Here is a 24,509-nt window from a genome sequence, read left to right as displayed (position 1 = left end):
ATACTGTTGATTATAATAATTTCTAGATAAAATTAATTTTTGTGTTATTAATCAATTAAAATAATTTATGTAAAATAAAAAAAAATTAAATAAAAATAATGATAGTTATATTTGAAAAAAGTATCATTATATCTTAAACTCTATTGAGAAAAAGTTTCATTTTTTAGCTTGATTCTGGTAGTCTGATTTTGTATTGTTGATGACGTTTAGAGGCACTACATGGTAATTCAGAATTTGTTTGAAGCAGGTGGTGTGGTCATGTTGCCCCTGCTGGCGTTTTCGGTGTTGGCAGGGGCATTGATGATTGAGCGGGCGAAGTTTTGGATACAGATTGGTAAGCGTCAAAACCGAGTAGTGCGAGAGGTTTTAAATCTTTATCGACTTGATAATGTCGTTGGTGCCGTGGATAAGCTACAAAAAAATGTAGATCTACCTATAGCACGTATTTTTCTGGCTGGACTACAGCTAGAAAGACCGACTCCAGAAAAATTTCGTTTGGCTTTGAAAAGCGAGGCGCAAGCAGAAATTCCTATGCTCAAGCGGTTCCAAGCTGTATTTGACACCATTATTGGTTTAGCGCCTCTGTTAGGACTTCTCGGCACAATTTTAGGATTAATTCGCTCATTTGCTGGACTGAATATTGGTGATGTCGGAGGTACTAAAACTAGTGCAGTCACTGCTGGTATTAGTGAAGCTTTAGTTGCTACCGCCTCAGGATTAGTTGTGGCTATCTTTGTGCTTTTAGGAGCCAGCATCTTCCGGGGACTATACCAGCGGCAGATAACAATGATTCAAGAGTACGGCGGACAGCTAGAAATACTGTTCCTCGATCGCTATGACCAACTCAATCGCCACGAACAACAGGAGAAGTCCTATGGATCTAGATGATAATGAACCAGATTTACCACCATTTATAAATGTAGTACCTCTGATTGATGTAATGTTTGCCCTTTTGACATTTTTTATTATGTCAACGCTGTTTTTAACACGCTCAGAAGGGTTGCCAGTAAATCTACCGAAGGCAGCCACGGCCAAGGAACAGCAAATTCCCACTAAAGTTACGATCACGGTAGATGAAAGAGGTCAGGTAAGCCTAAACCGCGATCCAATAGCAGTTAATGATTTAGCAGCGCGAGTGCGGACTTTAGTTGGTTCTGACTCAGATACATTGGTGATTATTAATGCTGATCAAAAAGTCTTGCACGGTGAGATAGTGGGGATAATGGATCAAGTACGCCAGGTGAAGGGTGCAAGGTTAGCGATCGCTACCCAAAAATAATAAGTATAAGTATTGCTTATCTTAAGACTCACAGATGTTTTGAACCAAATTAACATCTATCCATTTACTAAAATCGTCTGTTTCAAATCCCCCATTTTGAACAACATCAACAGCCAGGATTAACGGAAACTCTATATTCTGGCTCTTAATTCCAAACCCCTTTTTGTCTAATGACTATGATGATTCCAGTTGAAAAAATTATCATTATATTTGATATTTTGTTGAGAATAAGTTTCAACTTTTCTCTAGATTCTGGTAGTCTGATTTTGTGTTGTGGATGACGTTATAGAGGCACTACATGGGAATTCAAAATTTGTTTGCAGCAGGCGGTGTGGTCATGTGGCCACTGTTGGCGTTTTCAGTATTGGGTGTGGCATTGATTGTCGAGCGGATCAGGTTTTGGGTACGGATTAATAAGCGTCAAAACCGGGTGGTGCGAGATGTTTTGAATCTCTACCGTCTCGATAATATTGTCGGTGCAATGGATAAACTTCAGAAAAACGCAGATTTGCCACTCGCTCGGATTTTTCTGGCGGCTTTAGAATTAGAAGAGCCAAATCCAGAGGAATTTCGTTTGGCCTTAGAAAGCGAATCGCAGGCTGAAATACCTGTGTTAAAACGTTTCCAAAACATTTTCGAGACAATTATTAGTCTGGCACCACTGTTAGGTCTTCTCGGTACAGTATTAGGATTGATAGCCTCCTTTGCTTCCCTAAATCTTGGTGATGTGGGAGGTAGTAAAACGGCAGGTGTTACCTCTGGGATTAGTGAAGCCCTAGTATCAACAGCATCAGGATTGATAGTTGCTATCTTCATACTCATGTTTGCCAATACTTTCAGAGGACTGTATCAGCGGCAAATTGCACTAATTCAGGAGTATGGGGGACAGCTAGAATTACTTTACCGCCGTCGCTATGAACGAGGAGAAAAAACGTATGCGTCTACAAGATGAACCAGAACTTCCACTACAAATCAACATCGTGCCGATGATTGACGTGATTTTTGCAATTTTGACATTTTTCATCATGTCAACTCTGTTTTTAACTCGTTCAGAAGGTTTGCCAGTAAATTTACCGAAGGCAGCTACAGCAAAACAACAGCAAGTTCCCACTAAAATTACCATTACGGTAGATGAAAAAGAACAGGTAAGCCTGAACCGTAAACCAATTGCAGTTGATGATTTGGCAACGGAAGTACGCGCTCTAGTTGGTTCTAACCCAGAAGTGTTAGTGGTTATTAATGCTGATCAAAAAGTTGATTATGGTCGGGTGGTGGCTGTAATGGATCGGGTACGTCAAGTTAAAGGGGCAAAATTAGCGATCGCTACCCAAAGATAAACACTAAAAATATTGTGCATAAGAAGTTCAGAGAGTCAGGAAAATTCTATATTCTGACTCCTAACTCCTTCTTGTATGATGACTACTACCAGCTATGCTTACGCATCTGCAATTCTTGAGATATAAGTTTTAATAATAATTCTTGCTGTGAATGGATAAAAAAGTGGTCACTGTTGAACTCATGTAATGAGAAAGCAGCGATTGTCTGCTCTCGCCATGCTTGCAGAGCCTCATGACTAACTTCTTGGTCTTGCAAACCAGCAAAAACAGTAATAGGACACTTCAGTGGCTGTTTTTGAGTATAAATATAAGTTTCCAGAACGGCAAAATCTGCCCGCAAAATTGGGAGAAACATCTGCATCAGTTCCGGGGTTTCTAAAACTGCTTTGGGTGTACCATTAAGACTTCGTAGCTCGTTGAGCAAATCAGAATCTGATAGGACGTGGAGAGGTGGTTTGGTTAACGGGATTTGCGGGGCGCGACGAGCAGATATGAAGAGGTGAAAGGGAGCAAGACTATACTTAGAGCGAAGTAGATGGGTCAACTCAAAGCTAACTAATCCGCCCATACTGTGACCGAAGAAGGCGAATGGTTTGTCTAAGTATGGCATGAGAACTGGAGCGATCGCTTCAACAAGAGATTCTAATCGCGTCAAGGGTGCTGACTTAATCTGTCTTCCCCGTCCCGGATATTCCACAGCACAGACTTCGACATTACTAGGTAGATTATTAGGCCATGTGCGAAAAATTGCCGAGTTTCCACCAGCATAGGGGAAGCAGAATAAACGCAAGTTAGCTTGAGGATTTGGTTGGGGACAGATAACCCAGGAATTGAAGCTTGGTGTAGTTGTCATAATAGAGCTTAGAGTTGGATAATACAACTTTGCTTTAATTTTTAAGTATATTAACTGATAATCTTATGACAGGAATGGAACCTTGGGCGATATCAGCTGTTAGCGGTGTCGCGGCTATGTTTTTCCAAATCGGTGGTCAGGTTTTAGGAGGATTGGGCAAAACCCTAGATGAAAAAACTAAGAAGTTAATTTTTGATGCATCAAAAGAATATCAAAAGAAGTACCAAGAACGGCATGGCATTATCAAAGTATTAGGAATGCGTGAACATGTCAAGCTAGAATCGCTTTATATAGCCGTGCAGTTTTTAGATGATGATGCTATTCAGAGTTTTGAATCTATTGAAAATTTAGAAAATTTATATCGCCAAGCTAACAGCCGCAGATTTCAACCTCAAAATTGTGGCAAACAAGAAGGAATAAAAGTTGCTAATGATAAGCAATATCTGATGGTACTTGGTGGGCCTGGTGCAGGAAAGTCTACCTTTCTGCGGAAGATGGGACTAGAAGCGCTCAAAGGTAAAAAAGGAGGATTCAAACACGGCTGCATTCCAGTTTTTATTGAATTGAAAAGGTTTGCATCCAGCAATATCAATATTGAAACGTTTATTACTGAAGAGTTTGGTATTTGCGGCTTTCCATCACCAGAGAAATTTGCAGCTAAAGCTTTAGAAGAAGGTAAATTACTAATTTTGCTGGATGGTTTGGATGAAGTACCAACAAAAAACTTGACTGAGGCAATTAACGAAATTCAAAACTTTGTTGACAAGTATGATAAAAATCGTTTCATTGCCTCCTGTCGCACGGCGGCTTATCGCAGTGGGTTTCGTCGCTTTAGCGATGTATCAATGGCAGATTTTGACGATGCTCAAATTCAGCAATTTATTTATAACTGGTTTCATTCAGATGCAGACAAACAGGCGAAGACAGGCGAGAAATGCTGGGAGTTACTGCAAAAACCAGAACATCAAGCTGCAAAAGAATTAGCACACACACCTTTATTGCTGACATTTCTCTGTTTAGTATACGACTGTTCCCAAAGTTTTCCAGATAATCGCAGTGTTCTTTACCGGAAGGCACTGCGGATATTGCTAGAAGAGTGGGCATCAGAAAAGCGAATTCTCAGAGATGAGATTTATCAAGGACTCCATACAGAATTAGAAGAGATATTACTATCAGAGATTGCTTATACAGGTTTTGAGTCTAACAGGCTATTCTTTTCACAGCGCGATATTGTTCAGCAAATTAAAACATTTTTGGCGAGTAATCTGAATGCACCTCAACATTTAGATGGGGAATCAGTGCTGAATGCCATTGCTGTTCAACAAGGAATTTTGGTAGAACGAGCCGAGGATGTCTTTTCCTTCTCTCATCTAACGCTACAGGAATATTTAACAGCACAATATATTGATGACCATCGCCAAGTTGAGAAGTTAGTTACTGAACACCTAATAGATAAACGCTGGAAAGAGGTGTTTTTGTTAGTAGCTGGGTTAATGCGTGGTGGTGCAGATGATTTGCTGCTGCTGATGGAAAAGGAAACGCAAAAGTATATTAATACCCCAAAGTTACAAGCTTTATTAAACTGGGCAGAACAGGTAACAGTTGGATCGCCAGGGGATTTTAAACCTGTGGGTAAACGTGCAGCTGCTATTGCGATCGCCATCATCAATACCAACGCCTACGCCAACGTCTACGCTGACACCATCGTTAACGCCTACGCCATCGCCGATGCCTACGCCAACACCGATGCCGACATGTACTTCAATGCCATTGCTATTGCCAACATCATCGCCAACACTATCGCCAACGCCAACGCCAATGCCGACACCATCGCCAACGCCATCAACTACACTCGTCAACTGGAAAAATTAAAAATCTTCAATAACATCAACTTTACTGTGCTAATTACTCGACTAGAAGCACTGAAAGCTAAAGTTCCCAATGATCAACAGCCACAAGAAGCGCGTCGGGTATTTGCTGAACATCTCCAAGAAACCTTACTTAATACTTTCAATCTCACCCAAGAAATGGGCAACTTATCTAAGGAAGAAGCGAAAGCACTCCGCGATTATCTCTACGCTAATCATCTCATAATCCAGTGCAAACAAGCAGCAGTCCGGGTGTCGCCCCAAACCTGGGAAGCAATTGAGGCGCAGATGTTGTTGGTTCCAAGCGATTGATCAACAATAGGAAAATCAAAAGATAGCTAGATAAACGCTCTATGAGTTCATTACAACAGGCTAAAAATACAAAAACTCGAATCTTTACAGCAATCTTGCACTGGGAAGAGGATGTTTATGTAGCTGAATGTCCAGAGGTGGGAACCGCCAGCCAAGGAGAGACGATAGAAGAAGCGATCGCTAATTTGCAGGAAGCAACGGAATTTTATTTAGAAGAGTTCCCACTTCCTGAGACAGCACCTCGTCGGTTACTAACCACATTTGAGATAACCAGTGCCTAAGCTCCCAAGAGTTTAAGCTTCTGAAGTTATTAGTATTCTGGCTTAATACAGTTTTGCATAAAAGCGTAGCGTTTTTAATGCAGGGGGATGCATTGGCATTGCATCGGGACGCATTAACATTGTATCGGGATGCATTGGCATTGTATCGGCACGCATTAACATTGTATTGGCATACATTAGTATTGCAGAGGAACACATTAACAATGCATCGGGATGCATTGGCATTGCATCGGGACGCATTAACAATGCATTGGGATGCATTGGCATTGTAAAATATTGCCAAATTTAATTTGCTACAAATTAATGAAATGCTGTACTAAGTTCTGTCGTTATGACACTAAGTTCTGTGGTTAGGAATGCAAAAGCTGTGGTTTTTTCTCTTCACCCACATATATCTCATCTTCTCTGTTAATAAACACCTCAGACAATGCCTGATAAGCTTCAGTCCAAGCTGCCATCACTTCTTCTGTAGCTGTTTCTCCCAAAACATCTTTCATTGCTTGCAGTAAACTTTCTCCGACAATAGGATATTGCTCTGGTGTAACATGAGTCTGCACATGACGATGGGCAATCTTCTCTACCATCGACTTTAAAGCTCCTAGATTATCAATCTGGGTAGCATAGCCATAAACTGCTGTAGCCAACCTCGCAGGCTGAGAACCATTTGCTTGAGCAGACATATCAAATTGTTTTCTGATTTCTGGATGATTTTGAAACATAATTTCATACATCCGAGTTGTGATTTGCTGACCGTTCTTTTTTAAAACAGGTGCTGTAGATTTGACGATATCTATTGTTTGTTGGCTAATCATAGTATCTTGAACCACTTGGAATGTTGATTGACTTCAATTTAGTGGTTATTTTTATTGGTTACTATGAGCTAGCTCAGTTAACGAGTAATATCCTGTCAAAGCCTCTATACATCTACAGCCAGTGGCATTGTTAAAAAACTGCAATAAAAATGAAAATGTAAGAATGCAAATATGTACATCGATAATTTTTCAAGCAATTTGATATGCATACCATTGATAAAAAGTCAACAACAAAAGGCTGGGCTGGTGCGATCGCCAAACCAGCTACAGAATTTCCCCCTACCCAACTGCCAATTCTTTCTGGCAAAATTCCGGATGGCTTGCGTGGCACACTTTACCGTAATGGGCCCGCACGGCTAGAACGCGGTGGCATTCACATGGGACACTGGTTTGATGGAGATGGAGCAATTCTTGCTGTAAATTTTACCGATGCAGTCGCAACCGGGGTTTATCGCTACGTGCAAACCTCTGGCTATCAAGAAGAAGCGACAGCAGGTAAACTACTCTACGGCAATTATGGCATGACTGCACCAGGGCCAATTTGGAATCAATGGCAAAAGCCCATCAAGAATGCTGCTAACACTTCAGTGCTAGCACTTCCAGATAAACTTTTGGCACTGTGGGAAGGTGGTAAACCCCACGCCCTCGATTTACAAACTTTAGAAACTTGGGGCGAAGATGATTTAGGGGGGTTAACTAAAGGATTAAACTATTCCGCGCATTGTAAGCGTGACGAGCAAACAGGGGAGATTTTTAACTTTGGCATCACCCCTGGACAAAATGCAACGCTTAATATTTACAAAAGCGATTCGACTGGGCGGATTATCCAACAAGCCGCATATCAGCTAGATGGTGTACCATTAGTGCATGATTTTGTTTTAGCAGGACAGTATCTTGTATTTTTCCTTCCGCCAGTGCGGTTGAATGTCTTACCCGTGCTAATAGGGACAAACAACTATAGTGATTCGCTAGAGTGGCAACCTAGATTAGGAACTCAGATTTTAGTTATTGATAGGGTTTCCCTGTCTGTAGTCAGTCGTGGAGAAACCGAACCTTGGTATCAATGGCATTTTGCTAACGGTTATGTAGATGCTAGCGGTTCAGTGATTGTGGATATCGCCCGTTATGAAGATTTTCAAACTAACCAATATCTTAAGGAAGTGGCTACAGGTGAGACTCACACCCCAGCTAAAAGTACACTAACGCGAGTTCATCTGCATCCTCAAAGTGGCAAAGTTACGTCAATTCAGCAACTATTAAACGGACATTGTGAATTTCCGAATGTACCACAGCAAAACGTGGGGCAAGCTTCTCGGTACACATATATGTCAAAATCCCGTTCAGGAACAGATATTAGCCAAGAAATATTAAATGCGATCGCTCGTTTTGATCACAAAACCGAAACCCTCACTGAAGCAGACTTAGGAGAAAACCGTTATCCTTCAGAACCCATCCACGCCCAAGACACCCAAAACTTTGAACAAGGTTGGGTGCTAACCGTTGTCTACAATGGTAATTCTCATAGTAGCGAAGTTTGGGTATTTGATAGCGATCGCCTGGATGCCGAACCCGTTTGCAAACTAGGATTACCCAGCGTCATCCCCCACAGCTTCCACGGCACTTGGAACCCAGCCTAACAAACCCTCTGCGTTTCCCTTAGCTACCTGGTGCGTTAAAAAACAACGCTACAGTAAAAACGAATAGCATTGATCGGACATAATTTTTTCGCATCTGGTCAATGCAAAATCAAAAATCCCAAAAAATCTTGCTTTATGCAACTACAAGAAAAAGGCGACTATTCTCCTATAGAATACCTAGAACTAAAAGTTGCAAAAAACTGCATTTAAATTTATCTAATCTCGGCCAAAATTCCCATAATAAAAACGTTAGTTTGTAGTGTAGCCCTTTGGGGATCTTGCTACGCATAGCGTCTTGTAAAGAGGGCTGCGCGAACAAAAGCAGGACTTCAGTCCTGACTACGAACATTTTTACTCAGGTTGATTAACCGGATATGATATTACAGTGATTTACAGATGAATGGACTACGGCTGAGACGGCGAGTAAAAAAGAGACACTGCGTTACGCGGGTTAGAATAGAAATAAACCTTATATACATTACGCTAATTAAGCAGAATTCCTCATGACCACTTCTAAACGCCACTATCACATCACTACTTTCGGTTGTCAGATGAATAAAGCTGACTCAGAGCGCATGGCTGGCGTTTTGGAAGACATGGGCTTTGAATGGTCAGAAGATCCAAATAATGCAGATGTGATTCTCTACAATACTTGCACAATTCGGGATAATGCCGAGCAAAAGGTATATTCTTACCTTGGCAGACAAGCGAAGCGCAAACATGAGAAACCTGATTTAACTCTCATTGTTGCTGGTTGTGTTGCCCAGCAAGAAGGTGAAGCGCTATTGCGGCGAGTCCCAGAATTAGACTTGGTAATGGGGCCACAACACGCCAACCGCCTCAAAGATTTGCTGGAGTCGGTGTTTGACGGCAACCAAGTTATAGCAACCGAGTCCGTTCATATTATTGAAGATATCACCCAGCCGCGACGGGATAGTAAAGTAACAGCTTGGGTAAATGTAATTTACGGCTGTAACGAACGTTGCACTTATTGCGTAGTTCCCAATGTGCGCGGTATCGAACAATCTCGGACACCGTCAGCTATCCGGGCTGAAATGGAAGAATTAGGAAGGCAAGGGTACAAGGAAATTACTCTACTTGGTCAAAATATTGACGCTTACGGCAGAGATTTACCGGGAACAACAGCAGAAGGACGGTATCTGCACAACTTCACAGATTTACTTTATTACGTCCATGATGTACTAGGGATTGAAAGGTTAAGATTTGCTACTAGCCATCCCCGTTATTTTACAGAGAGATTAATTAAAGCTTGTGCTGAGTTGCCCAAAGTTTGCAAACACTTCCACATTCCCTTTCAATCTGGGGATAATGAACTTTTAAAGGCGATGGCGCGGGGTTATACCCATGAAAAATATCGCCGGATTATCGATACCATTCGGCGGTATATGCCAGATGCTTCCATTAGTGCCGATGCGATTGTCGGTTTTCCTGGGGAGACAGAAGCACAGTTTGAAAATACCCTGAAACTGGTGGAAGATATTGGCTTTGACATGTTGAATACAGCAGCATATTCGCCGCGTCCAGGGACACCTGCCGCTTTGTGGGATAATCAGCTAAGTGAAGAAGTTAAAAGCGATCGCCTCCAACGCCTAAATCATTTAGGAAACTTGAAAGTAGCCGAGCGATCGCAACGTTACTTTGGACGCATTGAAGAAGTTTTAGTAGAAGATCAAAACCCCAAAGATCAAACCCAAGTGATGGGACGCACTGGCGGTAATCGTCTGACATTCTTCACTGGCGACATCAAAGAATTGAAAGGGCAGTTAGTGAAGGTAAAAATTACCGAAGTTCGCCCTTTTAGCTTGACGGGTGAACCAGTTGAAGTCAGACAAGCCTTGGCTGTCTAAGAAAATGTTGTAAAAGTATTGAGCCAATATATTATAATTCGCTACTACACAAGCTCTCGTCTACCTCCGTGGACTTATTACTGTACCTTCGCTCAATTTTGAGGGGTGATATCATGTCGGCTAATTAGTTACAGTTACTACATCTGTGTATGCAAAAATCGGAAAATCCTCTTTCCCCCTGCCTCCTTCTCCTATTTCACCCTGGCGCGGAAGCGAACAAACCCATAAGAATTAGCTGGAGTCCCAGATCCATTTGCTGGAGGTAGATTTGACAAATCTGGACTCCGCGTGATATTCACTACCACAGCCCCATTAGTGTTACTACCACAGGATGATGGTATGCCTGATTCGTTAGCTGTATAAAAATGTCCGCGATCGCCATCCTGTGCATTGGTAAGATAAGCCGTAGGAGTGCTAGAACCAAGCCCAAGGGCAATACCTTGATCTGCTCCCGGTAAACCGCCATCATTAGGACTCATACCATTAAAAGCAGTGGGAATATAAGTAGTATTGGTAGGTACTAAGTCACAGATTTGTACACTAGTTACATCACCCCCGCCATTAGAAAGGAAATAGATGGTGTATTCTAACTCATCTCCTGGCTTGACTGTCCCACCGTTGATCAATCCGCGCAAGTAACCACTAGGCCATGGGTTACTGCTATCATCATCAACGTCATTAGGAGAGGCTACGTAGTTAGCAGCGTTAGTAGAAACGTCGCTGCGACCATCCACTATATTGGTTAAGTCCTGGTTATTAATGCGGGTAATCCGTTTAACTAAAACTAGCTTGGGTTGGCCTGTTAACGTCACTGGGTAATCTTCTACCTCTCCAGTTCCCCCTGAACCAGTTGGGCTAGGTGTTGTAACTGCACTAGGCGTAAACCGGAAACGAGCAAAGCTACTACCAAGGGTTGCATTGCTGGGTACGGTAAACGTTAAAGTATTGTTTCCGGCATTGAGCGGAACATTATTAACCGTTGCAGGTGTGCCTTTAGTGACGTTGGTCAAACTCAGCTGTTCGCCACTATCAAACACCCCATTTTTATTAAAATCAATCCAAGCATTGAGATATCCTGCTGTCGAAGCGTTAACGGTAATTGATACAGACTTTCCTACAGTTAGTCCTGAAGGTAAAGTCACACCATCATCCCCACTATCACCATCCGCATTGGCACTGTAATACGAACTGTATTCTCCAGTTACAGTCGCGCCGAGGGTGGGATTATTACAGCCTAATGAATGTGCAGCTTCACCATAACTGTTTGGTGCATCGCCAAAGTCAGAGACAAAATCAGTAGTCACCTTAAAGCCACCAATATTGCCATAGTTCGATAGGCGAATCTCAATAATATCGCCAGCATTGACAGAAACTGTTGAGACGCTACTTGCTGGTAGGCTGCTAGTATAAGTTAGAACAGGATTCCCGACCCGCACTCCATTAATATAAACTTCCATTGAATCATCAATGTAAGCTCCTGTTTGCCCCAAGCTAACTCGGCCTTTGGCGAGTGCCTGCCGCTTAAACACGATTGCCCAGTTGGGTTGATCGCTACCATTTCCTGGTGAATTGTAGTCTCCGTTAATCGGAACATAACCCTCAGTTGGAAAGCTGCCGTTGATAATTGTTTTCAACGGATGGTCAGTTACACTTATAGATTGATCGTTAAAAGTAAATGCAGAACTTGCCGCTCCAAATTTAGCAGTGCCACGCAGCGTCGGTAATCCACCTTGACCAAAGAGGCCAACAGATCCAATATCTTTTCCATCTGATGCGCTTGGAATAGGGTAGTGACCACTATAGAGTTGAGCGTCCCATTCACAGGTAGAAGCAGGATAGAAGCCAAAATCTTGTCCGGTGATATTGGTAGTGCTAACCGTAACTGGCAAATTATCAGGAGTACCCAGGGTGTACCCTACAGGCACATCTGTATCAGCAATGTCTACTTTGATTTTGTAAGTTCCAGCAGCGACGTTGGGAAATTGATAACTACCGTCAGCGAGAGTTGTTACTTGCTGGATGATTTCACTAGTAGCAAGTTCACCATTGTTGTCGGTATCTTGGTAGAGAATCACACGCACATTCCCAATCCCAGGCTCACCATTGTTCGTACTGTTGCGATTATTATCCCGGTAAAGTGTCCCACTGACAGTATTAAAAACCGTCGCAGTCTGGATTGCACTGCCTTCCTGGCGGTGATTTGTCGCATCCCCATTAATCGGTACGCCTGCCGATTCACCAGAAACGTTATCAGCGTTATCAACAGTATATAAATCCTTGCTTCCAGTTCCATTTGCACCCAGAATATATGGAGTGTTACTATTGCTGGGTTGTCCACTAGTATTACCTAGTGTCACACTTACAGTTTGTCCACCAGCTGCCGTTACTGTCACTGGAACCCGTACAACAATCGAACCGCCTGCGGGAATCGAACCGTTATTAGCAGAGGCGATCGCACCTAACAACGTCCCTGTATTTTGACCACCACTAGGAACAGTAATATTGTTGGCAGTAAGGTCAACTGCTGCCGTTGGCCCACTACCATCTGGATCATAGGCAACAATTTGTAGTGTGCCAGCTGTACCCCCGCTAATCGCCGAAGGTGCATCGGGAATAAAGAACTGTGTCGGATCATTACCGACGTTAGTCACTGTAAAGTCAAAGTTGACAGCACTGCCAGTTGTTCCACTGGGTGTATTCGCTGATGTAATTGTAATACCTGCAACTTCTGCCACAGTTACTTTAACTATATTTGATTCAACTTGTTTTTCAGTATTATCTGTAGAATCAGTAAAACTACCAGTTACTTGGTTATCAATTACAGTACCAGGTGTCGGACTAGCAGCCAATGTTGGTAAGACTTGTAGTAAAGTACCGCTTAAAAATAAATATAACAGTATAATTACGCAGGAGTAGGATTTACCCTTTCGGTCTTTTTGGCGTTGATAATTAGACTTTTTCTGGATGAATCGATGTTTTAACATAATTAGTTTTGCTTTTTCAATACTGAAAAATTTAAATTCTTTCCTAGATTGTAGAGATGTAGCACTGCTACGTCTCTACAACGTAGGAGTTAGTTAAAGTTAGGGCTTCACCTTCGTCACAAATCGGAAGAAACCATAGGAATCATTAGGTGAACCCTGCGCTGTTGACCCTGGCATAGTAGTTAAATTTGGGACTCCAGTATTACCAGTCACATCAATAACTAAAGTGCCATTATTATTAGCTGCCTTGAGATAACAATTAGTGGGAACAGTATCACCAGCACTAATCAATTGAGCGCGATCGGCTGCGTCATTAGCACTAGTTAAATCTAGTACTGTACTCGTTCCTAGCTGCAATTGCACATCTTTGCTAGTACCATAAGCACTCCCCTTAAAATCTTGGTTAGCACTAAGGCGATCGCACACTCTGACAGTATTGGCATTACTACTACCCGCATTCAGAAAATAGACTGTATATTCAATCTCGTCCCCTGGCTTAACTTTGCCAGCATCAATTGCCCCTAACAGATAATTAGCCTTCCAATTGGGGCTGTTATCGTCGGCTTGACGAGTCGAGGTGGTATCGTCAACGAAGGCATTTAGCGGTGTGTTGTCATTGGGGTTTTTGGTGCGATCGCCATTAATCGCCGTAATCCGTTTGACTAATAAAACATTGGCAGGAGTGATAAAGGGTATCGTCACTGTCGCAGGAGTCGCATCTTCTTTGCTTGCAGCATCGATCGCCGCATAGGTAAAACTAACGGTAATCGCTCCATCTTGAGGGTCAAGCTTCAATAACGTTGGGTTATAGTTACTAATGATCTGCCCCGCAGTTACAGCTACGTTATTGTAAGTCAGCGTCCCATTGGTCGGTAAGGTAACAATTTTGAATTTATTACCACTGCCCAATGCGCCATCTTCGGGGTCAGTTCCCGCTAAGGTTGGCACTTGAACCGTTGCCGTCCCGCCGGGATTGGTTTGAGACGCTGGATTTAAGTTGGTCGTATCCGGGAGTTGCTCAATCCCAAAATCTTGATTAGTGATGTTGGCCGTCGTCGTAGTGATGGCAATATCACCGGGCGTAATGGTTTCAGTAGTGCCATTTTTGTTCTCACCAGTATTCACCCAGTTACTCGGCAAGCTAGGCGTTGTGGGAGCCGTTGCCCCAATTGCTACAGTGGAGACGTTAGACAGCCGCAGCGTCACACTGGAATTTACTGGGACATTCGGCAGACTGTAAGTTCCATTAGATGCGACTGTGGCTTTATCGACTACATTGCCAGCAGTATTGATCGCATAAATAGTGAGGTTAGTTGATCCGGCATTGGTTCCCACATCGCTGCCATTGATGGTAACGTTACCATCGGCATCCCTAAACACAGTTCCACTCACCGTGACAACAGTATTGACTACCGTCACCGTCTGGATTGCACTCGCTTCTTGGCGATGATTTGTCGTATCGCCATTTATCGGTGCGCCTGCCGATTCACCAGAAATGTTATCCGCGTTATCAACAGTGTATAAATCCTTGCTTCCAGTTCCATTCGCACCCACGACATAAGGAGTGTTGCTATTACTGGGTTGTCCACTCGTATTACCTAGTGTCACACTCACAGTCTGGCCATCCGCTGCCGTGACGGTCACTGGAACCCGCACCACAATCGACGCACCGGCGGGAATCGAACCGTTGTTAGCAGAAGCGATCACACCTAACAATGTCCCTGTACTGCTACCCCCACTCGGCACAGTAATGTTGTTGGAGGTCAGGTCAACTGCTGCTGCTGGGCCAGTACCGTCTGGGTCATAAGCAACAATTTTCAGTGTCCCTGCTGTACCCCCGCTAATCGCCGATGGGGCGTCGGGAATAAAGAACTGGGTTGGGTCATTACCAACGTTAGTTACTGTAAAGTCGAAGTTGCTAGTACTACCCGTTGAAGCCCCAGGTGTATTCGCGGATGTTATTGTAATCCCTGCAACTTCTGCCACAGTTACTTTAACTGTATTAGATTCAATTTGTTTTTCAGTATTATCCGTAGAATCAACAAAACTACCAGTTGCTTGGTTATCAATTACAGTACCAGGTGTCGGACTAGCCGCTAATGCTGGTAAGACTTGTAGTAAAGTACTATTTAAAAATAGATATAACAGTATAATTACAGGGGAGTAGGATTTACCCTTTTGGTCTTTTTGGCGTTGATTATTAGACTTTTTCTCAATGAATTGATGTTTGAACATAAGTAGTTTTGGTTTTGTAATAGTGGAAAAATTGAAATTCTTTCCTGGATTGTAGAGACCCGAAAGGGTTGCGGGGCAAAGCCCAGTCCAATTTCGCGTCTTAGAGGTTAGTTAACAGTTAGGGCTTCACCTTCGTGACAAAGCGCAAGAAACCATAGGAATCATTAGGTGAACCCTGCGCTGTTGACCCTGGCATAGTAGTTAAATTTGGGACTCCAGTATTACCAGTAACATCAATAACTAAAGTGCCGTTATCATTAGCCGCCTTGAGATAACAATTAGCGGGAACAGTACCACCAGCACTAATCAATTGAGCGCGATCGCTTGTATCCGACGCACTCGTTAAATCAAGTACTGTACTCGTTCCTAGCTGCAATTGGATATCTTTGTTAGTACCATAAGCACTCCCCTTAAAATTTTGGTTAGCACTAATGCGATCACAAATTTTCACAGTATTGGCATTACTACTACCCGCATTCAGGAAATAAATTGTATATTCAATCTCGTCTCCAGGCTTGACTTTACCGCCATCAATTGCCCCCAGGAGATAACCAGACTTCCAGTTAGCATTGTTATCGTCGGCTTTACGAGTCGAGGTGGTATCGTCAACGAAGGCATTTAGCGGTGTGTTGTCATTGGGGTTTTTGGTGCGATCGCCATTAATCGCCGTAATCCGTTTGACTAATAAAACATTGGCAGGAGTGATAAAGGGTATCGTCACTGTCGCAGGAGTCGCATCTTCTTTGCTTGCAGCATCGATCGCCGCATAGGTAAAACTAACGGTAATCGCTCCATCTTGAGGGTCAAGCTTCAATAACGTTGGGTTATAGTTACTAATGATCTGCCCCGCAGTTACAGCTACGTTATTGTAAGTCAGCGTCCCATTGGTCGGTAAGGTAACAATTTTGAATTTATTACCACTGCCCAATGCGCCATCTTCGGGGTCAGTTCCCGCTAAGGTTGGCACTTGAACCGTTGCCGTCCCGCCAGGATTGGTTTGAGACGCTGGATTTAAGTTGGTTGTATCCGGGAGTCGCTCAATCCCAAAGTCTTTACTAGAGATGTTTGTGCCAGTATTAAAAGCAGCTGTTGTTAATGGGCTAGTATTGACCCAGTTAGGAGGGAGCGATGCTGTAGGGGCAGTATTACCTACTGTGCCAGCAGTTGTACTTAAAAGAATTTTAACGTTGCTTTGATTCAGGGGAACATCGAGAAAAGTGTAAGTACCGTCTGCTGCGACAGTTGTTGTTTTTAATACTTTATTGTTAGAATCCACAAGAATAGCATTTAACAACCCACCTGCATTAGTGCCGGTTTCTGAGCCAGTATTAATATTAGTAAAAGTCCCGTTAGCGCTATTGTCGGCATCATTCCAAACCTTGCCACTAAGGAAATCATCATCATATATGGTATAGTTGGAAGCGCTCGTTGGGGAACCACCACAAGTTGTTGTTGAACTAGCGAAAAAACTAGTTGAAGTTTGTATGGTGAATACTATTGTCCTCACACCTTGAGGAATATTGTTATTAATGACAGTAAAGGGAATGGTAAAGACACTAGTGGCATCACTACCGTCGTAGTTACCCGCAGGAATATTAAGATTAAAAGTAGATGTGCCTGATGTTGTAGTGTAGTCAGTACCCAAAACTGCTGTACCAGAAACAGAAATTGGAACAGAGATCCCTCCAGTTGGCACTAAACCAACAATTCTGAGTTTGGGAGGGTTAGTTGTAGGGGTAGTTTCCGATTCTGCTGCACCACCCGAACTCGCTGTAAACTCGACCACAGGTTTACCAGCAAATTGGACTTCATCAAGGAAGTTACCTTGAGTGGCTCCACCCGCTGCGGAAAAGGCTTTGAATCCTACATTTTGATTGCTACTGCCACCAGAATAATTCACAGTGCCAGAGTAACGCACCCAGCCATTTGCTGCGGATGATTGGGAAATCGAACCTGCACCAGTGCCTGCGACAGGTGGATCTGTAGCTCCACTGTTACTTGTTGAGAAAGTACCAAAAATACTTGTACCAATTAAAAATTGGGCAACATCTCGGGTGGTTGAACTATTCCGCCCACGGTGTAAAAGAGAGAATGTAATCGTCTCATTTTGAATTAAGCATATACTCTGATACAACTCAGAATTCTCTTCAGCATTTAACTCAGCAAATTGATTTCCTGCACCAGTTGCTGTGTTAACACTACTAAATCCTTTTGTCCAAATTTCAATGATGTGACCTAATGTAGTGAAACCAGTAGTTGCACAAGAAGCTGTTCCTTGCTTGGTACTATGGGTTGTCGTCCACCCAGGGATCTGGCTTTCATCCACTTGAATGTAACAACTAGTACCAAAAACAGGTTGCTCAAAGCTGGGATTTAAAAATGATCGCTGGATATATTGAGCTTGTGCTGAGGTAGGTTGAAGTACTAATGTCGCACCAATCAGCCCCCAACCAAAAATATGAAAATTTTGCCATAAATTCTTCATTAGTAAATCACCATAAAATAACCTTTACAAAATGTTGATCACCTTAACCCTAATCATTAATGAGGGCTGATTTACCTCAAATAAAGCTCCAGTCTTTAGCTTGCCCAAAATCATTGATAATCTACCATCTGTATTCAGATTTCCTGTGGCGCTCGCTTTTAAATAGTTAAATAAAGATTTGATTTTAAAAGCAATAATCTTAATAATCAAAATTAATAAAATCTAGGCTAAAAATTGACATTTTGTAGAGATTTAGCATTACTAAATCTCTACAAATAACCGTTTTATATTCCACGTTTTTGCATTGCTGTTGTTGCGGCCTTGAGTTTACTTACCAAAGTTTTCATTGCAGATTCCTGTGGCTGGCGTGGCGGAATCTTTTGTTGTCCAAAGCCTTCAAACAATTCATTGAGCTTAACCGTGAAGCCTAAATACGCACCTCCCGCAGAACGTGTGCCAGAAAAATCCCGATCGTCAACTTTACCAAATACATATCCAGCCGAAACGCGCAGGTTAGGCGTGAGGTAATAGCCTGTTTCTACAACAAACCCTGTTTCGCTGTAGCTAGACTGACTAATTACACGAGCCTCACCCACCAAATCCCAGCTATATCCCAAACGATAGGTAGCCCGTAATTGCGCCAGATTTACTGTGCTAGTACCTGCTAAATCACTAGCTATGTAAGAAGTACTGTTACGTAAGGCATACTTACCATAGAATTCCCATTGCCAGTTAGGAGCGTAAATCGCTTCTAAAGCAAAGGTATGGTCTTGGGAACCTGTACCACTTCCTAACAGAATGGTGTCAGGGATAGTTGATGGATTTTTGCGATATTCATAACGCAATAAGGCATTAAATTTATCGCTATTGGGGTCGCGGTAAGCTAAACCCACCTTCAAGTTAGCTGTATCTCCCAATCCTGAAAGCTTTTGATTGGAAGAACCGGCTTGTTGATAACGTACCAAAGCTGTGAGAGCCGGAGAAATTTTACCCGTAGCACCTGCGGTAATTACTGTATTACCACCATTAGAAGAAGAACGATGTTCATAACGAGCGCTGGCTTGAAACTGCGGATTATCAGAGTATTCCAGCCCAACACTGTAGCTATCACCACCATCAAATCCGATCGCAGATGCTGATTGACCAACAGCGAAGGGTTGGGCATATTGTTGACCTGCTCCAGTCCGTCCGAAGAAGTTGCCAAATACGTGTTCGTAAGCTAAGTTCAGCCGCAATCCATGAGCAATAGTCCAACGATTATTGAGACCGATCGCTCCTTGAGTAGTCATTTCATTAGCACCACCCAAAATTGAATAACGACCGGTCAAAGTAGTATCTGATCCGAGTTTGTGTTCACCGTTGACACTCAAACTAGTGATGGAATTACCCGAATATTGACCGCTAGTGTAAAACTGTTGGGCCAGACTGATATTCACACCAGGAATTGCTGCCCAATTCAACCCGAAGATGGTACGGTCTGGGTAAACAGTATCTTTTTGGGAAGATAAACTTAGTTCATTTTGCGCCTGAAAAGTCAGGTTTTTCGCAATGGGAACTGAAAAACGCGATCGCAGTTGATCAGAAGTACTACTTAAGGCGCTGTCGGGGATGCGGTCTTCCCGATGACGATGAATCCAATCTAGATCAATAGTGGCGCTACCCAAACGTTGTTGAATTCCGGCGGAAATTGTCGTCAGCGAATTATCAACTTTGCTCCCAGGTATCGCCTCATAACGGGGTGCAAACAGTTCTTCAAAGGTATCTAGGGGTTGGGGAGCAATCCCAAAATTGTCTTCGTGGTCATATTGCACTCTGACGTTAGTGGTTGAGGCCAGTTTAGCTGTAACCTGCGCTCCATAACGAGTTTGTCCTGGGACAAAGCTGATAGTGGCATTATTGGCAAAACCTGTATCAGCAAAGCGATAATAGGCACGACCTTGAATTCCATTAGTAATCTGTCCCTCAGCTTCCAAGCGGTAAGCGTCACCGCTAACCTTTCCCACAACATCAGAATCATTAGTGGAATGGGCATATTCTGCGATTAAGTTACCCTGATTACCCAAAGAAATCAGCGCATCTGCACCGTAGAGTTGAAAGTCACGCACTCCCTGATTTTCTTGGACGTAACTTGCTCCAATCCAGCTTTCGGAGTTAAGTTTACGGGAAAAGTTATATTGCAAACGACCAGCGTAGATATTGCTATCAGAGTTTTGGCTGTCATATTGATAGCTAACAACAATGCGGCGTACCAATACTTGTCCGACTTGATCAATATCGGTGCGGAGGATGGGTTCGTGGAATAATAAAGTACCGCGATCGTAGTCGATTTCGTAGTCTGGGCCTCGGTTAAGCTGTTTGCGTTCTAGTACAGTACCAGGACGATTGAGTTCTTCTAACTCGATAAAGACATTTTCGCTGCCTGGTTGTAAGAGTCTGCGAGAGAGGAAGTAATAACCACTAGTGCCATCGGGAGCGATAGTATCCCGTTGAAACCCTTCTAAATGGTTGCCATACAAACCTGTAATTTGTAGGTTTCCTAAATTGTAGTTAGCTTTAAAGCCGTGGAGTTGACGGGTGATAGAAGTAAATTGCTGCGATCGCCGCGCAAATTCTTCTGTATTGTAGTCACCCCACATAGCATAATCAGGGGAAGATCCGGGGATACCAGTTGAGCGCTCCAAACGCAGATATACACTGTCAATGGAAGGAGCGACGACATCAACTTTCGAGCTATCGCCATAGACAGGATAATTTTGCTCACTGAATTGGTAAGTTCTAAACAGACGATTATTGCAGTCACAATCTTCATTGAGGCTACGAGAACTGTTATATGCACCTGTAAATAACCATTGCCCGATCGCACCAGTGGCAAATATCGCTGAGTGGAAATCTAATTGCGTTCCATTGTCTTTGTCAGGAGGGAGGAAATCACGGAAACTGCCGTAATAATTTGTACCTCTAGCGCCCAAACGTAAATCCACTACCCCTGTCACCAAACTCGGACGCAGTGCCGTTTCAAATTGTAGTTGAGTAAAGGCTTCTAAATCATTAGCGATCGCCCGAATTCGGACAGTTTCTGCTTTGAGTTGCGATCGTAACGTAGCTGTAAATTGCCCCGCTTTCGCCTCCACTTGAAATCCGGGTTCATCGGGTTTAAAGTCTTTCTCAACAAACTCCCCAGCAGTAGGTATCAAAGTGACAACAGCATCACGATTAGAGCGATTGCCATTTGCATCGATGAGTTGACCCCGAATTGTGGCTGTGGAACGTCCATCTGCTGGGATACGAGACTCAACAGTTTCTAAAGTTAGTTGCTGTGGCGCTCCCCGGACTGCGACTTGCACCGTTACTGGAGATTCTTTTCCTCCAACTACTTGTGCAGAGATGATATTTTTACCTTCTTTTAACGAGACACCATACCATATCTGCGTTACTAAATTAGTAGTGGCATCACTTTCCGTCCGTCCCACCAATGAAGAATCTACCAAAACGCCATTCACCCGCAATTCCACTTGACTTCCAACGGGAAATTGCACAGTAACTGTGGTAGCTGGTACATCTACAACGCTGTCAGCCGTCGGATTCAGAATTTTAATTGCTGTGGAAATGGCGGGAGTGGGGGACACAGGAAGATTTTCATTTACCCCTTGCCCCTTCTCTACTCCTGCTATTTTGCTTAAGCCTCTAGGTAAACCTACGGAACTTGCTGGTTGAAATGGTTGTATTTGCCTTGGAGAAGCTTGCAACTGTATCTCAGTGTCTTTGTGTCTGTCGTTCTTGATTTCGGCTATTTTGCGTGAGCCTCTGGGTAAATCTACGGAAGGTACTGGTTGAAATGGTTGTATTTCCGTTTCATTTGCCTGGGCATCTGGAATTGAAGTATCAGTAGTTAGTGAGGAAGGAAATTTGTGAGGTGGAAACTGCTGCTTGGAACTTTTCACGTCATCTGGAAAAACCAAAGCGGAACCTAACCCCCTAGTGCCCTTTCCTTGTAAAGAAGGAAGAGAATTCAAAGCCTCTCCCCTTGTAGGGGAGAGGTTTGGAGAGAGGTTTTCCAGATTCGGTGAAAACTTAGGATCTTCAACACCCTTATCTACTTGCGAAGGGGAATCAGAGAAAAAGAGATTTTTACTTATAGGTTCTGCTTTGACTATTGCAGGGTACAAAATAAGGCTGAGAGCTACTATCGGCATCGCCCCCATCAACCTCAAGTTAAATCTATTTATATAGTGCAGTCTAGGTTTCATTTCTTGACTGGCTCCTGAAAGGCGGGGGTAACTGCGAAATTCATGCGTACCAAGCCACCAGGCTCTAAACGCACTAGACGAGATTGGCTATTCCGTTCGCGGAATTTGTTATTGGGAGCCAGAGTATAACCAGGAAGACTGCTGAGGTCTAGTACACCCGTATGGTTTCCTGGTAAGGCATTGGCTAATGAAAACAAACCATTCGGATCTGTGGTAATGCGGTTTCCATCCTCCAGAAAAATCACCGCATTTGGTACTCCAGGCTCACCACGCTGTTGTTCACCGTCGAAGTTTTTATCAACAAACACGCGACCGATGATTGTGCCACAATCAGAAACGATTCCTGGACGAATTTTTAACTGGTGGGTTGCTGGGCCATCCTTAGTGCTAAAACCGTTGTCAGCTCGTCGGGCATTAGCGATCGCACTATTACGACCAGTACCACGCAAAGCATCGGCTGTTAATTGAGCCGCGTAAGCAATATTCAAGACTTTTTCTGTAGGAATTGTTACATCTGTGCGGAATGTCACAGTGTTGCCATTGCGTTCTGAGGTGATAGCTATCGCTTGACCATCCAACTCTCCCCGCACAGATTTAGGCAAGAACTGGAATCCTAAAGGTAAGTTGTCAGTGACAACTAAATTATTCAAACCAGCATCAGCGATATTTTTGATCGAGAGACGGTAGATCACTGTATCTCCAGGTTCAGCAGTAGCGCGATCGCTTGTTTTGATAATCTGCACCTGATTGGGTTGACACAAATTTGTACTGAAATCAAAGGCAAATAACTTCAGTGCTTGGGTTTCAGCATTGTTAACTAAAACAACCGTATCTTCGACCCTTGTCTCACCTAGAAGACTAATTGGCTGACCATCTAAAGAAGTAGCGACATACCGCACAAGATTATTACCTTCACTGGCAGTGCTAGCAATGATTTCAATCTTGATGCGTCGTTGTTTGTAGATAGAATTTGCTGGTGGATTGACTACAAAAATGTAGCTTCTACCTGGATTAGTTTGACCTTTGTTGGGATCGAGGAGAAAATTGTAGACACCCGCAGGGTTATTCGTAATAAAATAGGGATTACTATTTTCGATATTTGGCGATTTGCCACCGGAAACGTTGTTATTAGGAATATCAGGTAACTCTGTTCGAGTTAGAGGCACTAAGTTTCCCAATTCTGTCCCCGTTGGATCGCTGGGATTAGCTTCGTATACACCAACTGAAAAACCTGTATAGTCAGGTAAAAGTTCGCCACCGCAACCTAAAATCCGCCCTAATGGGTCAACTAATGGGTTAGGACTAACATTCAGCTGACTAGAAGTTCCTTCATATTTATAATTACTAGCAGAATCTGTATAAGTATAAGCAGCTTGATTTGTTAATGGCACAGACGCAGCCAGATTGTTAGTCGGTTGCGCGATCGCTGGTATAGGTATAGTAGTATGCAAAACACTTGCCAGAAGAACAGTAGCCGTTAACCTTTGATACCAGCTACTGCTAGAAGTAATTTGGTTTTGGTTTTGAGGACGGCTCACTGAACATATCTCCTCTGGAATGCCGCTTTTTTTGTTAACAAAAGCATTTGTTTATCTATCGAAGATCCCTCCGATTCTCCTTATAAAGCAGGGCTGTTTCATTCCCTTTACCCCCTTATAAAGGGGGTCGGGGGATCTTAGGCATAGCGAATCAGCGCACTTGGGTTTGATAAGTCGCCTTGACTGTTGTCTTTGCTGCAACTAACGGAACTTGCAAACGGATATGGGTGTAAACATTCGCTGGTGCTGGTTTTGTTTCCACTTTGCCGTCAGGAAGAGTAACTTTTACAGTAGGATTTTCGACAAAGCTGCGCCCGCCATCAATGCTGTAAATAACTTTAGTACCATTAGTTGCAGATACAGATTTCAGTACGTACACCATTCCTTTAGGAATAGGTTGATTGAGAACCAAATTCTTCACTGGGCGATCGCTCTTGTTTTCGCCAATCAACGTATAACGCAACACATCCCCTGGTTGTACCACAGCTTGACCTTTCAAAGGTTGCCATGTCTTGCTTTGCTTACCTTGTTGATCCTGTGCCACTACTTGCTTTTCTGCCTCTAAGCGCAGCTGTAACTGCCCTTGAGGTTTGACATTTTGAGCGATCGCGCTTGTAGAATGCCATAGAGAAGCCATTCCCGGCACTTGACTGACAAATGGAACGGTAGCAATGAGTGCGATCGCTCCTAAACCTGCAAAAGAAAGACGCTTCATATAAATAACCTCAAAAAACTTTCACAATGTCGATTGCTGATTTATCTTTCCCTGTTTT

General features: G+C 43.1%; 17 protein-coding genes. 8 read left to right on the top strand and 9 right to left on the bottom strand.

Annotation, left to right across the window (positions count from 1 at the left end):
- Positions 1–219 precede the first annotated feature (219 nt).
- The 4 genes from ACFE90_RS09150 (at position 220) to ACFE90_RS09135 (ending at position 2,616) form a co-directional block, all read left to right on the top strand.
- Positions 220–888, top strand: a complete 669-nt coding sequence (locus ACFE90_RS09150; RefSeq protein ID WP_375499746.1) for a MotA/TolQ/ExbB proton channel family protein — start codon at positions 220–222, stop codon at positions 886–888.
- Positions 875–1,279: an ExbD/TolR family protein gene (locus tag ACFE90_RS09145; RefSeq protein ID WP_375499744.1), complete on the top strand. Its 405-nt coding sequence runs from the start codon at positions 875–877 to the stop codon at positions 1,277–1,279. Before ACFE90_RS09150 ends, ACFE90_RS09145 begins: the two co-directional genes overlap by 14 nt.
- A gap of 298 nt (positions 1,280–1,577) precedes the next feature.
- Positions 1,578–2,231 carry a MotA/TolQ/ExbB proton channel family protein gene (locus ACFE90_RS09140; RefSeq protein ID WP_375499742.1) on the top strand — a complete coding sequence of 218 codons (654 nt, stop codon included), beginning with the start codon at positions 1,578–1,580 and terminating at the stop codon, positions 2,229–2,231.
- Positions 2,215–2,616, top strand: coding sequence for an ExbD/TolR family protein (locus tag ACFE90_RS09135; RefSeq protein WP_375499740.1), 402 nt, complete (start codon positions 2,215–2,217; stop codon positions 2,614–2,616). Before ACFE90_RS09140 ends, ACFE90_RS09135 begins: the two co-directional genes overlap by 17 nt.
- Positions 2,617–2,701: 85 nt before the next feature.
- On the opposite strand, the gene ACFE90_RS09130 is transcribed toward ACFE90_RS09135, so the two are convergent.
- Entirely contained in the window at positions 2,702–3,469 is a 768-nt protein-coding gene (locus tag ACFE90_RS09130; RefSeq protein ID WP_375499738.1) for a thioesterase II family protein, read from the bottom strand.
- 65 nt (positions 3,470–3,534) lie between these two features.
- Here ACFE90_RS09130 and ACFE90_RS09125 point away from each other — a divergent pair, with 65 nt between their 5' ends.
- Positions 3,535–5,649, top strand: a complete 2,115-nt coding sequence (locus ACFE90_RS09125; RefSeq protein WP_375499736.1) for an NACHT domain-containing protein — start codon at positions 3,535–3,537, stop codon at positions 5,647–5,649.
- Between the two features lie 41 nt (positions 5,650–5,690).
- Complete coding sequence (locus tag ACFE90_RS09120) at positions 5,691–5,930, top strand: type II toxin-antitoxin system HicB family antitoxin (protein WP_375499734.1); 240 nt, start codon at positions 5,691–5,693, stop codon at positions 5,928–5,930.
- A 42-nt stretch (positions 5,931–5,972) separates the two neighbouring features.
- On the opposite strand, the gene ACFE90_RS09115 is transcribed toward ACFE90_RS09120, so the two are convergent.
- Together ACFE90_RS09115 and ACFE90_RS09110 are read right to left on the bottom strand one after the other, a co-directional pair.
- Entirely contained in the window at positions 5,973–6,197 is a 225-nt protein-coding gene (locus ACFE90_RS09115) for a hypothetical protein (protein ID WP_375499732.1), read from the bottom strand.
- An 83-nt stretch (positions 6,198–6,280) separates the two neighbouring features.
- A complete protein-coding gene (locus ACFE90_RS09110; RefSeq protein ID WP_375499730.1) occupies positions 6,281–6,742 on the bottom strand; it encodes a globin domain-containing protein in 462 nt (153 codons plus the stop codon).
- Positions 6,743–6,945: 203 nt separating this feature from the next.
- Between ACFE90_RS09110 and ACFE90_RS09105 the strand changes: the two genes are divergently transcribed.
- Positions 6,946–8,379, top strand: coding sequence for a carotenoid oxygenase family protein (locus tag ACFE90_RS09105; RefSeq protein ID WP_375499728.1), 1,434 nt, complete (start codon positions 6,946–6,948; stop codon positions 8,377–8,379).
- Positions 8,380–8,882: 503 nt separating this feature from the next.
- Positions 8,883–10,247, top strand: a complete 1,365-nt coding sequence (gene miaB / locus ACFE90_RS09100) for a tRNA (N6-isopentenyl adenosine(37)-C2)-methylthiotransferase MiaB (protein ID WP_375499726.1) — start codon at positions 8,883–8,885, stop codon at positions 10,245–10,247.
- Between the two features lie 191 nt (positions 10,248–10,438).
- On the opposite strand, the gene ACFE90_RS09095 is transcribed toward miaB, so the two are convergent.
- The 6 genes from ACFE90_RS09095 to ACFE90_RS09070 form a co-directional block, all read right to left on the bottom strand.
- The gene (locus tag ACFE90_RS09095) at positions 10,439–13,231 is read right to left on the bottom strand and encodes a GEVED domain-containing protein (protein WP_375499724.1); all 2,793 of its coding nucleotides are present in this window, start codon (positions 13,229–13,231) and stop codon (positions 10,439–10,441) included.
- 99 nt (positions 13,232–13,330) lie between these two features.
- Positions 13,331–15,466, bottom strand: a complete 2,136-nt coding sequence (locus tag ACFE90_RS09090; RefSeq protein WP_375499722.1) for a hypothetical protein — start codon at positions 15,464–15,466, stop codon at positions 13,331–13,333.
- 118 nt (positions 15,467–15,584) lie between these two features.
- Entirely contained in the window at positions 15,585–17,951 is a 2,367-nt protein-coding gene (locus tag ACFE90_RS09085) for a hypothetical protein (RefSeq protein ID WP_375499720.1), read from the bottom strand.
- Between the two features lie 284 nt (positions 17,952–18,235).
- Positions 18,236–22,198 (bottom strand): TonB-dependent receptor, encoded by a 3,963-nt coding sequence (locus tag ACFE90_RS09080; protein ID WP_375499718.1) that lies wholly within the window; start codon positions 22,196–22,198, stop codon positions 18,236–18,238.
- Entirely contained in the window at positions 22,195–23,736 is a 1,542-nt protein-coding gene (locus ACFE90_RS09075) for a hypothetical protein (RefSeq protein ID WP_375499716.1), read from the bottom strand. Before ACFE90_RS09075 ends, ACFE90_RS09080 begins: the two co-directional genes overlap by 4 nt.
- Positions 23,737–23,887: 151 nt before the next feature.
- Entirely contained in the window at positions 23,888–24,451 is a 564-nt protein-coding gene (locus ACFE90_RS09070) for a hypothetical protein (protein WP_375499714.1), read from the bottom strand.
- Positions 24,452–24,509 lie beyond the last annotated feature (58 nt).

Origin of the sequence: uncultured Nostoc sp. (assembly GCF_964245445.1) — a bacterium.
In the GTDB taxonomy this organism is placed as follows: Bacteria; Cyanobacteriota; Cyanobacteriia; order Cyanobacteriales; family Nostocaceae; genus Nostoc.
The sequence above is the reverse complement of the archived record's forward strand: the minus strand, read 5'-3'. Positions and strand labels throughout refer to the sequence as shown.